The following is a 12688-nucleotide window of genomic DNA, read 5'->3' as shown; positions in this document are numbered from 1 at the left end:
CAGGGCGGCTCATCGTCGGGTTGCGTCGCAAATTTGGAGAGCAGACGGGGCAGGGACAGGTACCTGTTGCGCGCTCAGGCTGCGAGCAGATCAAATTGCTCGGCCAGCGAGACCTGCCGATTGCGGGCATACTTCGCCTGTCCCTTCCGCATCATGTGCACCATCTCGATGCCTCCGAGGATCACACGGGCCGTGGCCGCGGATTGGAACCCGAGCATGGGTCGGACCCGGCGCTTGATCGCGCGATGGTCCTGCTCAATCCGGTTATTCAGGTAGCGGCTCTGCCGAATCCGGATCGGCTTTAGCCGGCGCCTTGAGCGATCCTCCAATCGGCTCGCCGGGTCACAGGACAGGATCGCTTCTTTGTTGGTCTGGCTGCCGTCGATCACGATCCGCTCGGGCCGGCCATGCCGCTTCAGCGCATTGCGCAGGAACCGCTTGGCGGCAGTGAGATTGCGCCGCTCGCTGAACCAGAACTCGACAGTATCGCCATTGCTGTCGGTGCCGCGGTAGAGATACCGCCACTGGCCGCTCACCTTGATGTAGATACCGTCTGAGCCGTCAAGTCTGGTGAGTGACTGGAAAGCAGTACCCGCTCTGGCTTTTAAGCACGCCAAAGCAGATGTGAACCAGCTTGCGCATGGCAGCGCCTAAAGTCGACATCTTCGCCTTTCCGCGCGCGAGAAGCCGCTGTTGCTGGGCTCTGATGTCCGGGTTTACCTTTGTCGCCACAACAGCTGCCATGTAGAGTGCAGCACGGAGCCGGGGATTGCCGGCTTTCGAGAGCCGCGGCCGCCCGCGAACGCTCCGGCCCGACTGCCGCTCAATCGGCACCAAGGCCAGGAAGGCGGCCACTTGGCGAGCGGTCTCGAAGGGGCGGCTCTGCAACAGCACCAGCATCCGCATCGCTGTCTTCGGACCCACTGCCGGGATGGACTGTAGCCTCTCCAAACCGACCTGGAGATCTTCATGGGCGGCAAAATGCTCGTCGATGGCCTGCTGCAGGCGTTTACATTGAGCTTTGAGTGCCCTGATGCTCGTGACGAATGAGTGCTTGATGACGGTAGAGCAGCCACGGACACAGGCCTGCTCATACCGGTTCTGCTCCCGGCGCAGATCGCCTTCCACATCGTCCAGCCGTGCGAGCAGCGCCTGGAGCTCGATCAGGGGCTTGGCGGGCGGGGTCCAAGCCTTTGGTTGGGCCAAGCATCCGTAGCGTGCCAGTAGCACTGCATCGATCTCGTCGGTCTTGTTTAGGACTGCCATGCCCTTGGCGAAGCTGCGGATCTGAGCGGGATTTACGAGGGAGACCATCATGCCTTTGGCAGCCAAGAGCCAAGAGCCAAGCCGCAAGCTCGTGGTAGGCCGCTGTCGGCTCGAGAACCGCGTGAACCTCGAAAGCCTCAGCTCTGGAGACCTTCATCACCCAGGCGGCCGCTCGCTCGATCCCGTCTGGGGTGTTGGGGAATGACTTCTGTCCGATAGGGCGCTGTCGGTCGTGAACGACCACCGCGCAATCGAGTTTCTCCTTCGCAACATCAATGCCGAAGAACACCGTCATAGAGCTTCCTCTTGTTGAGAATGCCCCTTGCGCTGATCAACCTTGTGAATGCAGGCTTACTCATCGTGGGATGACCTTTGATACCGTGCGATCTCAGCTGGGGCGCGTGGTGAGGCCGGGCGCACCATCTACATCGCAGACTTCTGTCTTACGTCTCGTTCGAGCTATCCCGGCCTCATGTTGTGGGAATGACCCACAACACCCATCAAATACAAGGTTTCATCGACGTGCCACCTCCCCGTGACGGCTCGCTTCCGCTTTTTGAAGCGCTTCAGAAGTTCGGGCGAGTATCGGACAACCCATCTGTGAATGGTCGCGCGGTCGACCGAGATCCCGCGCTCAGCCATCGGCCGTGTTGCATTAACTTGTCAAGCTACAGGATGTAGTAGCTGTTGATGACAGCAAAGCCGCTACAGATTGTGTCTCCCAAAGTTAATGCAACAGAGCCGTGCTGGCGCAGGCCTATGGCCGTCGGAGTGTGCCTGAGGAGGGTTTGCAGGTCATCAGGGAGTCCTTGGCCTGGGCAGAGGAAGCGGGTGGTCAATTCTTCGATGCCGAGTTGCACCGCATCCGCGCCGGACTGCTCCTGCGCATGCAGCGCATGGACGAGGCCGAAGGCAGCTACCGCAAGGCCATGGAGGTCGCACGGGAGCAGGGGGCACGTATGTGGGAGCTCCGGGCCACATGCGATCTGGCGCAGATGCAGCCTGATCTTGGGCTACATGCAGAAGCCCATGGCCTCCTGGCGCCCATCCATGGCTGGTTCACAGAAGGGTTTGAGGGCAACAATCTGCAAAGGGCGAAGGCGCTATTGGAGGGCCTGTTACGCCGTGCACAATGCACCAGATGACCGCCATGGGCTCTGTTGCATCAAACTGTCAAGGCACACGATGTAGTAGCCCGCAAAGCTAATAAACTCACTACCGCTTGTGTCCAAAGAATTTGATGCAACAGAGCCGGACATCGTTCGGGTTCGTGGCGCGTGGATGAAACCTATGTCCGAGTTGGCGAACGCTGGCGGTACTTGGTTCGAGCGATCGACAAACACGGTCGGCTAATTGCCTCCATGCTATACAATCGGCGTGATACTGGAGCGGCTTATCGCTTCTTACGTAAAGCCCTAAAGGCAGTGAGCTACTATCCGCCGTCCTCGATCACGACCGACAGACTGGCTTCGTATTCGAAGGCCATCCGGCGCCTGCAGAACGAAGGGTTGCTGCCGCAGGATGTCGAACACCGAACATCGAAATACTTGAACAACATCATCGAGGCGGATCATGGTGCGCTTAAGCGTGTGATCCGGCCGACACGCGGCTTCCGGACGATGAAAACCGCCTCCGCAACCCTGAAGGGTTTTGAAAGCATGCGGATGATCCGCCGCGGTCATTGTATCCAGCGGGAATGTCGAGCGACCGGTGAAATCCGTCTCGTCAATCAGCTCTTCGGTCTTGCTGCCTGAGCGGCCCATTAGACGGGTTCGTTGTGCCTTGTCCAAGTTACTGCAACAGCGCCACTGCTGCTGAGCATCGCACGTCCCGAGCCCAGGCCTTCACGACTTGGGGCGAGGTGACGCGCCTCGCTAACGGCTTCTGACCGGCTGATCCCATGGGTCTCAATGACGTTAACCAGTTAACCTGACGGTGCCGTCAACGGGGTCACGTGCGCCCTCTGACTAGACGCAGACCTACCGGCTTACTTGCCCAGGAACGCACGTGCTGTCTGAACCTCAGGCCTCTCAGCGTCGGTTTTCTGGCTCACTTCTAGGAGCTTGGCGTAGTGTGCCTTCGCCTTGTCCCGCTCCCCAACGAGTTCTGCCGCACGTGCTGCGCCCGCAAAGCCATGGTACCGGTTCGGCTCAACCGCTTGGCTCTTCTCGAACTCCGCCAATGCCGAAGCAGGCTGCCCCGTCTCGAGTAGCATAAAGCCGAGAAGCTCACGAGCCGGTACAATGTGCCCTGGCGTGACGATGTGCTTGTCGCTTGCGCTCTCGAGATCAGCTGCCTCTCGCATTGCAGCAAGGGCCTCGTCTTGTCGGCCTTCCGCTAGTGCCGTCCAGGCAGCAACCGCCTTGCCCTGAATGCCGACCTGCCCAGCCCAGTAGCCCTGCCTCATCGTAACGAGAGCATCGTGGAGCTGCTTCAGGCGATCTCCCGCGGCTTTGGCTGTTGCCACATCGCCACTGCGGGCTGCTCCGATCCCTTTGGCGAAATGCACAACGGCCTCGGACTGAGGGAATGCACTCCATGAAAAGCCTGTGGTCTGAGGCACTTCAAGGCGTGCTGCCTCATCCCAGCGGTGTCGCTCGAGCGCATAGCGGGCTGGCATCGCAGCGAGGGCGTAGCTCGCAGCAAGGTGGTTTCCAGCATCTACGTTGGCGCCAGCTCTGACTTCGTCAAGGACGCGCTTGGCCGCCCCTTCTTGGCCCAGCTGCAGGTTCGCATAGACCATGTAGTCCTGTGCGTGCAGTGCCTCAGGGCCTATGGCGTTCTGACTGGCTGCCGCCAGCTCCTTTTTGACCACCTCGGCCGAGCTGCGGTTCGATGCAACGGACTCCTCCCAATATCCCAGTCGGGTGAACACATGTGAAGGCATGTGGAGCGCGTGTGGGGAGTCGGGAGCGATACTGGCATACCGCTTGGCGGCATCGAGACCCTGCTGCGCGATAGGCGGGTAGTCATAGGTATGGATCAGGTAGTGTGCCACTCCGGGATGCTGTGGCTGCTCTGTGAACACTCCCTCGAGAAGCTTCCCGGCCTTTAGTTGATTACCGTAGGTCTTGTCGGCTGGAGAGGCTGCGATGTTGAGCGCCAAGGCGTGGAAGATCGTCGCCTCTCGATCGTCCGGATAGGTGGAGGCAAGCCTCCCCATCGCCTCCTCATGAGCGAGCACACGGGTTCGATGATCCTTCTTGTCGTAATCGCGATAGAACAGCGCCAGGGCTTCGATGTAGTCACGCTCGCGCGGGGTCTTGCCACCGACACTTTGTGCCCGTTCGATGGCGGCGAGCCCTTCGGCCATGCCCTTTGCTGTAGGGGCTGAGGCAAGCGGGTTAGCCCGGGCTACCATAGCAATACCCCAGTGCGCCATCGCGCAAGTTGGATCCTGCTTTGCTACTTCCTCAAAGGTATTCCGTGCTGGCGTGAACCAGAACGAATGGAGCAGAGCTACAGCATGGTTGAAGGTGGCCTGCGCCTCGGGAGTGCAAGTTACCTCAAAACGGGCTTCACCGATCTTGCCGGTTAGCCCACCGTCGTGAGCCAGGGCATTGGTCGCTAACGCCGTGAGGGAAACAGAGGTCAAAGCCGCATAGGCAACACAGCGCGTGTGTGCGCACAACATCATGGCAACCTCCAAGCTGAGTGGGACGGTGTCCTAAAAGTCGGACGAAGTCGCTCAAAGCGCCGGTAAGATCATGATGAGTGCTCGGCGAACACGAGAACACATTTTTTTTGCAATAACCATGACGATAGACTATATTTCTACTATAGTCGAGCCTGTTGTCTGGCAGGAGCTGTTCGCGATGGCACGGCGTGATCTGCGGCTCTTTGGACGTGGTCTGATCCTAGGTTATGCTGCCATCGCCACTGTAGCGATGCCAGTAACCTCCCAGGCGGTGATGATCGACGATCCCACGTCTGAGTTTGTAGGTAATGCGGAGCTCCTCGTCGCCGAACAGCTCGTGAAAGAACAGCGGTTTGAGGAAGCCTTACCCCTCCTGCAACGGGTGCTTGCGCAAGACCCAGGCAATGCGGATGCCTACAACTATCTCGCCTTCAGCCAGCGCAAGCTGGGCCGTTTTGAGGAGGCGTTTGCGAACTACATACGCGCGCTTGATCTTGATCCAGACCACATGGGTGCGCGTGAGTACCTTGGGGAGCTGTACCTTCAGCTTGGGCAACGGGAAATGGCCGAGGAGCAGTTGTCACGTTTGATGGTGCTGTGCCCCCTCGGTTGTGAGGCTCGGGATGAACTCGCTCGCGCGATCTCAGAGAGTAAGCATAATCAGCCGCCTGAGGCGCCGGGCAGTCGGCCGTAGCTGTGACTACTCCCCCTAAATCCGTGCATGTGCATGTATCACAAATTTCGCACAAAGCTCTCCACCCAAACGGATCAGACATTTGATTTGTGCAAAACACACGTTCAAAATAGAGACTGATCAGATGGCTCTGATCGGGGTTCTGCTGCAGCGGGCTTGTCACGTTAACTCGGGTGTGAGAGCGAGCTTTGTAGATAGGCTGGCATGACCAAGCTCGTTAGCTGCAAAGGTCATCGCTTTCCAGCCGAGATCATCGCTCACGCGGTTTGGCTCTATTTCAGAATCCCTTTGAGCCTGCGACTGGTCGAGGAGATGCTGCTCGAGCGTGGTATCCTCATCTCTTATGAGACTGGTCGCCGGTGGGCCCTGAGGTTCGGGCCAGACTACGCCTGCCGCCTCAAGCGTAAAAGGCCGAGGCGACGTGATGTTTGGCAACTCGATGAGGTTGTGGTCACCATTGTTGGCAAGAGGCACTGGTTGTGGCTGGCCGTCGATCAGGATGGCTATGTGCTTGACGAGATCGTCCAGAGCCGGCGCGACACCAAGGCAGCCAAGCGCTTACTGAAGCGGCTGTTGAAGAAGCAGGGCTGCCCGCCCCGCCGATTGACTACCGATAACTTGAGTTCCTAAGTGTCGGCCCGGCGTCAGATTATGCCCTCCGTTGAGCACTGCGCTCACAAGGGCCTGAATAACCGGGCCCAGAACTCGCATGTTCCGTTGCGCAAGCGGGAGAGAATGATGCAGGGCTTTCGGTCTGTGAGAGGCCTGCAGCAGTACGTCAGTGTGTTCTCCGCTGTGCGCAATCTCTTCGTTCCGCCCCGCACCCAACGCTCCGCCCTTGCCACTCATCTTCACCGCCTCACCCCTATGGCGGAATGGAAAGGCGCGGCCAACCTCGCTGCCTGAGTGGGTCAAATGGCAGAAGCTGCCTCAATGCGCCCGGTTCTGGTTAAAGTGACATCGCCGTCATACCTACCCAGTCCCCAACGGAACTGGGAACTGGTAGGCTTCCTCTGCCGGTCCGCGGCCCCGATTGGACATCTCTGTGCATGACGTTCACCAATCTTCTGAATGGCAGATAAAAAGCCCCGGCTGAAAAGCCGGGGCTTCGCGATCAAGCGATCCGCTCGATCCTTACTGGTTGCGGTTGCCCACAAGAGCCAGGAGGAACTGGAACATGTTGATGAAGTCCAGGTACAGCGTCAGAGCGCCGAACACGGAGACCTTGGCGGCAGCTTCAGAGTCGAAGTTGCCGTACAGGTACATCTCCTTCAGCTTCTGCGTGTCGTAGGCGGTGAGGCCTGCGAAGATCAGCACGCCGATCACCGAGATGCCGAACTGCAGCATGCTCGACGCGACGAAGATGTTCACGATCGAAGCCAGGATCAGGCCGACGAGACCCATGATCAGGAACGAGCCCATACCGGACAGGCTGCGGTTCGTGGTGTAGCCCCAGAGCGACAGCGAGCCGAAGGCCGCGGCCGTGATGAAGAACACCTGCACCACGCTCGCACCGGTGTAGCGGATCAGAAGCGTCGAGAGCGAAGCACCCATCACCGCAGCAAAAGCGAAGAAGGTGGTGCGGGCCGTCGCCGCGGACATCCGGTCCATGCGGAACGAGAAGAAGAAGATGAAGGCCAGAGGCGCCAGCGCCACAACCCACATCAGGGGCGAGCCATACAGCGTCGCGCCGAACTGGGTCAGACCGACACCACCCATCCGGGCAACCGCTTGCGACGGATCGCTCGTGGTGGCCAGCATGTTGATGCCGAGCGCGACCAGGGCCGAGATGGCAAGGCCCAGGACCATGTTGTTGTAGACGCCGAGCATGAAGGCGCGCAGGCCCTGATCGACCTGAGCCGCCGTCCGGGCAAAGCCGGTGCCATAGGCGTTTTGGTTTTGCTCATACGGTTGCATCAAACTCTCCTGGAATGGTTGTCTTGGCTGACGAAGATACTTACTCAGACTGAACTCCCGTTCAAGATCGATAACTACCTTCGACCTACAGCGTACATTTTCGAGAGGAACATAGGGCAAGAGAAACAAGGCGGTTAGAGGACGCTCCAGTCCCTGAGCCTGACATGTCGACTCTGATAGCGCATCAACCCGCCTTAGACAGGAACCCGCCCTGCCGAGCAGCGTTCACTGATGAGGCCAGCTTAGCAATAGCTCCAACTGGCTGTGCTGGGCCTCCTCAACCGGAGACGCAATGATGAGCAAACTCACGGCACTGATAGGCTTTATCTTCCTGGCGGTTTCGTCGGCATGGGCGCAGACCCCGCCTACTACTCCCGGCGCTCCTCCTGCCGGGGATGCTGCCGCCGCAGGTGGCGGTCTTGCGGATTATTGGTGGATCATCCTGCTGGTCATCATCGTCGCCGCAGCCATCTGGTACTTCTCGCGAAGCCGCGGCCGCAATCAGCTGTAGGAGGTCGATCTCCAAGCGTGACAGTATTTGAACGTCGGTTCTGTTGCAGCTTTGGTTCTCCGATGGAGGCATCCAGGTCGACCACACCACCCTGTTTCGGTGGATCCAGGCCTATGCACCGGAGTTGGACAAGCGTATCCGTCCGCATCTTCGTTTGACGAACGGTTCCCTGGCAGGTCGACGAAACATATATCCGAGTCAAGGGGAAGTGGGTGTATCTCTACCGCGCCGTCGATGCCGCGGACAAACTATCGACTTCCTGCTCTCCCCTAAGCGGAATGCCGCGGCGGCAAGACGCTTCTTCCAGAAAGCGCTGAAGCAGCCCCACACGGTTAATCCGCGGACCATTACGGTCGACAAGAACGCCGCTTACCCAATTGCGACAAAAGCCATGAAGCGGGCGAGGACGCTTTGGCGTTTCGCCAAACTCCGGCAGGTCAAGATCCTGAACAACATCGTTGAGCAGGATCACCGGCGCATTAAGCGGCTCGTCAGGCCAAGGCTGGGCTTCAATAGCTTCACGTCCGCTGCGCGGACGATTGCCGGCTATGAGGCTACGGCAATGATCCGCAAGGGACAGGTTGTCAGCGCACCAGCGAAGGCACTGTTGCGTTAACCGTGGCAGGATAATCCGGAGCGGCTAGTCGAGGAGCCGCCCCGTTGTCTCTGTTCAAGCGCCGCCGCTTTCCAGTTGAGATCATTCTGCTGTGTGTGGGCTGGTACTGTAAGTACGGGATCAGCTACCGCGATCTCGCCGAGATGATGGAGGAACGCGGTGTCACGGGCGACCCGAGCACAATCTTTCGCTGGGTTCAGCGCTACGCTCGAGAGATCGAAAAGCGGGTGCGTCCGTACCAGGGGAAGCGATCCGGCTCATGGCGTGTCGACGAGACATACGTGCGGGTCGGAGGCCGATGGAAGTACCTGTTCCGGTCTGTCGACAAGCACGGGCAGCTGATTGACTTCATGCTTTCAGACCGGAGGAACGCCCGAGCGGCTTATCGCTTTCTGCGCAAGGCCCTGAAGACGATGGGTGACTGTCCTCCCTCATCGATCACCACTGACAAACTCGCCTCGTATCCAAGAGCAATCTGCCGGCTGAAACGGGAGGGCTACCTGGCACATGATGTGGAGCACCGGACGTCGAAATATTTGAACAACATCATCGAAGCGGATCACGGTGCCCTTAGTCGCGTGATCCGGCCGACTCGCGGCTTCCAGAGAATGAGAACAGCCTACGCCACCTTGAAGGGTATTGAGGTTATGCGCATGATCCGTCGCGGTCACTGCCTCCTCCAGGAGGCAGGAACGACAGGCGAAATCCGTCTGGTCAACCAGCTGTTCGGCCTCGCTGCCTGAGTGGCCCATGCGGCTGGGCTCATTGTGCCCGATCCAAATTACTGCAACAGAGCCATCCGCACCGGTACCGTGGCGAGCCCAGGTGAGACCAGGAGGAAGTTCATGCTGACCCGAAGCGAGGATGCGGCCCTGCTCATTGGCCGTGTGCTGATCGCTGCTCTGTTCCTGCCTTCCGGCTACAGCAAGCTGATGGCATTTTCCTCATTTGCGACTTCACTTGCAGGCAAGGGTGTCCCGTATCCAGAAATCGCTGCTGGTCTTCTGGTGGCAGTGGAGTTTCTCGGTCCCTTGGCCCTGATCATAGGCTTGTGGCCGCGTTGGACGGCAGTAGCACTGATCGGCTTCACCGCTACCATGCTCTGGCTGACATATGGCCCGTCGATGACGGGGCTGGTCTTGCATCCTCGTCAGAACGTGGAGTTTTTCCAGAATCTCGCCATCGTTGGAGGATTGCTGATGTATTTTGCCTGTGGGCCAGGAGTGTGGAGCCGTACACGCCTGCGGTAAGTGTATGTCTCCGGGTCAGCATGCCCAGGCCCGAGAACGAGCCGCAGCGAGTACCTTCAGCCCAGACTTTATCAGCCCACCTCGTCTGTTCACATCGAACTACGTATAGGTACCGGGCAGCAATCTTCCAAACCGAGAGCGGATCTTGCGGTAGCACTCGCACGCTGCCTGTTCGAGACCTCCACGATCAGTCACGACGATCTGTCCCCGGCGCTGCTCGATCAGGCCAGTGGCTTGGAGACTCCGCAGGGTCGCACTGACCGTGGAGCGCTGCACACCGAGCATTTCTGCCAGAAATTCATGGGTCAGGGGTAGGGCGTCGTGATCCAGGCGGTCATGCGTACTGAGGAGCCAGCGACAGCATCGGGCCTCGACCGGGTGCACGGCATTGCAGGCCACGGTGTGGTACGCCTGGGCGAGCAGTGCCTCGTTATAGGCGAGCACCAATTGTTGTAGGCTGGGACGTGTCCGGATGGCTTCCTGCATGTGGTCCAGGGAAATCCGAGAAGCGGTGCCGGGAACCTGTACGACATAGCGCCCAAAGGCTTCACGGCTGACAAAGGCGCTCAAAAGACCAAACAACCCCTCCCGCCCGAACATCGCCACTTCAGCCAGACGGCCATCCTCCAGGACATCGACAAGAGAGACTATGGCATCGTGCGGAAAGCAGGTGAAGCGGATCGGGTCGCGGGGCTCGTAGAGCACGGCTCCGCGCAGAAGGATGACCGTCTCAAGTTGCGGTTCAAGAGAGGCGAAGTCGTCGGGTTCGAGCGCGGCAAGAAACCGGTTGGCCCGGTGGTCTGTCTTAAGATTTCTGCCCATGGCTAGGATACTGCGGAACTGTGGAGAACATGATGTCCATAGCGCCGAGAGACGGCAGTTCCGGTCGGAGCCAAGGAGATGAAGCAGAGCGGTGCATGGCTGGCGATAAGGCTTCACGACCAGGGGAGGTCACCCGGTGGCGGCACTCGAACATTTTTCCTCCGCGTCCAAACCGACAGTTTGGCCGGTTTGACGCAGAGGCGCATTCCACATTTGTGATACGCCCTTGGAGGAATGGGACCGCTAACTACAGCTTCATGGCAGTGGATCAGGACAGTCGCGCAGCTTCTTTTTTCAGTTCTGTGCTGGCAATGATCCGAGCTTTGTCACGAGGGCGACAAGCTGGCTCTGACGAGTAAGATCGAGGCGCTCGTACACGACCTTCAGGACTGTGCGGATCGTTCCGTCCGTCAGCCCGAGTTGCTCTGCTGCCTCTTTAGAGGATAGTCCACCTCCGACCGCAGCAGCGATGCGAGCCTGACCCTTCGTAAGGCCGAGCCGGATGAGACGCTCCAGGATGATGCCCGAAGCCGGGGTGGAAAGGCCGTTGAGAAGGACCAAGACTCCAGGTTTGAGAGTAAGATGTTCGAAGTCGGTTTGCTGATCCCTGCCAATTGGAATTGCCTGAATGAGAAGTTTCTGCTCAACGCCAGGAGTGCGGGACAGCACCAACGGGGGCTGCACCAAGCTCATTCGGCCAGGAAGGGCGGAGGTTACCAAGGCGTCCAGAGCCTTCTGATCTCGCGCCGTTGCCGCCCTCAGGCGACCACGGGAGACATCGAACCCTGCACCAAGCATCGAACGGGCGGTCTCAGTCATGGAGACCACCACGCCGCGATCATCCAAAAGGATCGCTCCACAGGTAGAATGGTTCAGGACGTTACTGAGAATGCGTGAAGCACGTCTGCCTTCAGCAATCTCAGACCCTGCCACAAGAGCACGGGCGGCGTGAGGTGCGAGGCGGATGAAGTTGTCTGCTTCTTCCTTCTCGAAGGGGCCTCGGCGAAGATCCCGGTGGAGACCCACTGCCACAATCTGCCCTGAGGGCAGGGCAGTCACGTAGCCCAGGTACGCACCCAGCTTGTGAGATCGTAGGAACTCCTGGAAGAACGGATGGGTCCGTGCAGTTTCCTCGTCTAGGAGGTCAGGATCAGTGATTAGCCCTTCTGTTAGCCCGAGTGCAGATCGTCGCTCGATGCGAATGTCGTAGCGCCACCACTCGTTGTTGTAGTCCTGCGTGGCCTCATCCAAGCTGGAGGAGCCGATGGTCACCACCCGGTCTGTTGCCGTGAGCGGCACGATGGCTGCGCCGAGACCGCCCGTAAGTTGACCGATGTGCTCCAGAGCTTCCGGCCAGCGCTCTGGGGCGAGCGCCGAGGCATAGATCGCATCTATGGCCGTAAGCAGATCCAGCTTCCCCATACCCCGTCACCTGTCGCCTCTTATCTGGGCTGGAGAGCATGACAGCAGAGGATGGGCAACTTGTCACGATAAATCGTCTCAGGTCGATCCCGATGGAAACACCTTAAACCTTCCGATGACATCGTCGGACGATATCAACATGCTGCGACGACGTTAATTCCTCCATCGCCAACGATCAGTTCGACCACCCTCCTGGCGGTCGATCATGAGCTTTGAGTCGCCGGGCTGCGATGCAAAACAATTCTATTGAACGACGGGAGGGAGGGGCTGGCCGAGAGATATGTCAGCGCAGGGCAGGGTGCTTCCCGGCAGCCCAGGCCAGCGCCTCTTCGAGCCGGTCGTCACCCCAGAAGATCTCCTGACCGACAGCAAATGTCGGTGATCCAAAAATCCCAAGCTGGCGTGCCGCGTCAGTTTCCTGGTCGTATCGCTCCCGAATCTCGGGCGAGTTGGCCAAATCGATAATCGACTGGGCCTGACCTGCCACTGAAATTTTCCTCCAGGTTGAGTTAGAGTCCGGCCCCTCACAAGGACGGACAATGAAGCGTTCACG

General features: G+C 59.1%; 12 protein-coding genes and 6 pseudogenes. 9 read left to right on the top strand and 9 right to left on the bottom strand.

Features of this window, described 5'->3' with window-relative positions; genetic code table 11:
• Positions 1 to 74 precede the first annotated feature (74 nt).
• Together JKL45_RS21635 and JKL45_RS21630 are read right to left on the bottom strand one after the other, a co-directional pair.
• Positions 75 to 554, bottom strand: a pseudogene (locus tag JKL45_RS21635) (IS6 family transposase); the annotation flags it as partial.
• 7 nt (positions 555 to 561) lie between these two features.
• Positions 562 to 1317: a transposase gene (locus tag JKL45_RS21630; protein ID WP_201863646.1), complete on the bottom strand. Its 756-nt coding sequence runs from the start codon at positions 1315 to 1317 to the stop codon at positions 562 to 564.
• On the opposite strand from JKL45_RS21630, the gene JKL45_RS30540 reads away from it, so the two are divergent.
• Positions 1316 to 1471 (top strand): hypothetical protein, encoded by a 156-nt coding sequence (locus JKL45_RS30540; protein ID WP_201863700.1) that lies wholly within the window; start codon positions 1316 to 1318, stop codon positions 1469 to 1471. The two genes, JKL45_RS21630 and JKL45_RS30540, sit on opposite strands and share 2 nt — an antisense overlap.
• Here JKL45_RS30540 and JKL45_RS30855 read toward each other — a convergent pair.
• Both JKL45_RS30855 and JKL45_RS21620 read right to left on the bottom strand, forming a co-directional pair.
• Positions 1403 to 1561 (bottom strand): annotated as a pseudogene (locus JKL45_RS30855) (hypothetical protein); the annotation flags it as partial. The gene JKL45_RS30540 and the pseudogene JKL45_RS30855 overlap by 69 nt on opposite strands.
• Positions 1562 to 1776: 215 nt before the next feature.
• A pseudogene (locus tag JKL45_RS21620) lies at positions 1777 to 1908 on the bottom strand (IS6 family transposase); the annotation flags it as partial.
• A 146-nt stretch (positions 1909 to 2054) separates the two neighbouring features.
• Between JKL45_RS21620 and JKL45_RS21615 the strand changes: the two are divergent.
• Both JKL45_RS21615 and JKL45_RS21610 read left to right on the top strand, forming a co-directional pair.
• The gene (locus JKL45_RS21615; protein ID WP_201863645.1) at positions 2055 to 2411 is read left to right on the top strand and encodes a hypothetical protein; all 357 of its coding nucleotides are present in this window, start codon (positions 2055 to 2057) and stop codon (positions 2409 to 2411) included.
• A gap of 126 nt (positions 2412 to 2537) precedes the next feature.
• Positions 2538 to 3020: pseudogene (locus tag JKL45_RS21610) on the top strand (IS6 family transposase); the annotation flags it as partial.
• A gap of 233 nt (positions 3021 to 3253) precedes the next feature.
• On the opposite strand, the gene JKL45_RS21605 reads toward JKL45_RS21610, so the two are convergent.
• Entirely contained in the window at positions 3254 to 4903 is a 1650-nt protein-coding gene (locus tag JKL45_RS21605; RefSeq protein ID WP_246498775.1) for a tetratricopeptide repeat protein, read from the bottom strand.
• Positions 4904 to 5021: 118 nt separating this feature from the next.
• Here JKL45_RS21605 and JKL45_RS21600 point away from each other — a divergent pair, with 118 nt between their 5' ends.
• Together JKL45_RS21600 and JKL45_RS21595 are read left to right on the top strand one after the other, a co-directional pair.
• A complete protein-coding gene (locus tag JKL45_RS21600) occupies positions 5022 to 5597 on the top strand; it encodes a tetratricopeptide repeat protein (protein WP_201863643.1) in 576 nt (191 codons plus the stop codon).
• Between the two features lie 204 nt (positions 5598 to 5801).
• Positions 5802 to 6503: pseudogene (locus tag JKL45_RS21595) on the top strand (IS6 family transposase).
• A gap of 228 nt (positions 6504 to 6731) precedes the next feature.
• On the opposite strand, the gene JKL45_RS21590 reads toward JKL45_RS21595, so the two are convergent.
• Positions 6732 to 7514: a Bax inhibitor-1/YccA family protein gene (locus JKL45_RS21590; protein WP_201861961.1), complete on the bottom strand. Its 783-nt coding sequence runs from the start codon at positions 7512 to 7514 to the stop codon at positions 6732 to 6734.
• A gap of 292 nt (positions 7515 to 7806) precedes the next feature.
• Between JKL45_RS21590 and JKL45_RS21585 the strand changes: the two genes are divergently transcribed.
• The 4 genes and pseudogenes from JKL45_RS21585 to JKL45_RS21570 all read left to right on the top strand — a co-directional run bounded on the left by JKL45_RS21585 (position 7807) and on the right by JKL45_RS21570 (position 9891).
• Positions 7807 to 8025 carry a hypothetical protein gene (locus JKL45_RS21585; RefSeq protein WP_201863642.1) on the top strand — a complete coding sequence of 73 codons (219 nt, stop codon included), beginning with the start codon at positions 7807 to 7809 and terminating at the stop codon, positions 8023 to 8025.
• A 55-nt stretch (positions 8026 to 8080) separates the two neighbouring features.
• Positions 8081 to 8641 (top strand): annotated as a pseudogene (locus tag JKL45_RS30075) (IS6 family transposase); the annotation flags it as partial.
• Positions 8642 to 8685: 44 nt separating this feature from the next.
• Positions 8686 to 9384 carry an IS6 family transposase gene (locus JKL45_RS21575; protein WP_201863641.1) on the top strand — a complete coding sequence of 233 codons (699 nt, stop codon included), beginning with the start codon at positions 8686 to 8688 and terminating at the stop codon, positions 9382 to 9384.
• A 102-nt stretch (positions 9385 to 9486) separates the two neighbouring features.
• Positions 9487 to 9891, top strand: coding sequence for a DoxX family protein (locus JKL45_RS21570; protein ID WP_246498773.1), 405 nt, complete (start codon positions 9487 to 9489; stop codon positions 9889 to 9891).
• Positions 9892 to 9990: 99 nt separating this feature from the next.
• Here JKL45_RS21570 and JKL45_RS21565 read toward each other — a convergent pair whose 3' ends face one another.
• The 3 genes from JKL45_RS21565 to JKL45_RS21555 form a co-directional block, all read right to left on the bottom strand.
• Positions 9991 to 10713, bottom strand: coding sequence for a Crp/Fnr family transcriptional regulator (locus JKL45_RS21565; RefSeq protein WP_201863640.1), 723 nt, complete (start codon positions 10711 to 10713; stop codon positions 9991 to 9993).
• Between the two features lie 294 nt (positions 10714 to 11007).
• Positions 11008 to 12135: a helix-turn-helix transcriptional regulator gene (locus tag JKL45_RS21560; protein ID WP_201863639.1), complete on the bottom strand. Its 1128-nt coding sequence runs from the start codon at positions 12133 to 12135 to the stop codon at positions 11008 to 11010.
• A 283-nt stretch (positions 12136 to 12418) separates the two neighbouring features.
• On the bottom strand, positions 12419 to 12688 hold a 270-nt coding region (locus JKL45_RS21555), incomplete at its 5' end, for a DsbA family protein (protein ID WP_201863638.1).

The sequence above is a fragment of the Microvirga soli genome (genome assembly GCF_016734765.1).
In the GTDB taxonomy this organism is placed as follows: Bacteria; Pseudomonadota; Alphaproteobacteria; order Rhizobiales; family Beijerinckiaceae; genus Microvirga; species Microvirga soli.
This window is presented reverse-complemented; position numbering and strand designations above follow the sequence as displayed.